At 70.9% G+C, this 454-nt stretch carries 1 protein-coding gene; it reads left to right on the top strand.

The annotated features are described in order from the left end of the window. The first annotated feature begins 3 nt into the window (after positions 1-3). Positions 4-231: a PPE family protein, SVP subgroup gene (locus tag F0Q45_RS26770; RefSeq protein WP_306439483.1), complete on the top strand. Its 228-nt coding sequence runs from the start codon at positions 4-6 to the stop codon at positions 229-231. The last annotated feature ends 223 nt before the right edge of the window (positions 232-454 follow it).

Genomic DNA, 454 nt, shown 5'->3' with positions numbered 1-454 from the left:
TCGCTGGGCGGGCTGTCGGTCCCGTCGACGTGGACCGCGGGCGCCGCGGAATCGACCCCCGCCGCGCGGGCGCTCGCGCCGGGTGCGGCACCGGCCGCGGCCGGGGGCGCTGCGGCCCCGGGTGCGGGCATGTACGGGGGGACGCCGATGGCGGCGGGACTGGGCGGGCGCGGCGACGCTGCGGGCGCACCCCGCTACGGCACCCCGGTGAAAGTACTGCGGCGGCGCTAGACCCGCCCGATATTTACGGAATGGAAAGAATGCACATCGGAGGACGTAATAGACGATTTCGGAGAACGGCTCGGTTGTGACCGTTGCCGGGCGCCGAAAACCACCAATAGACTGCGTTCACAGCAACGTTGAGATAATGTGTCCCACACTGGCGTGTTCAAGGAGATCAGAAATGGCCGCGCGCGTCATGACCGGCCCGCACGGGGCGCGGGCCGCCGGCGGG

This window comes from Mycobacterium simiae (assembly GCF_008370645.1).
GTDB lineage: Bacteria > Actinomycetota > Actinomycetes > Mycobacteriales > Mycobacteriaceae > Mycobacterium > Mycobacterium simiae_A.
This window is presented reverse-complemented; position numbering and strand designations above follow the sequence as displayed.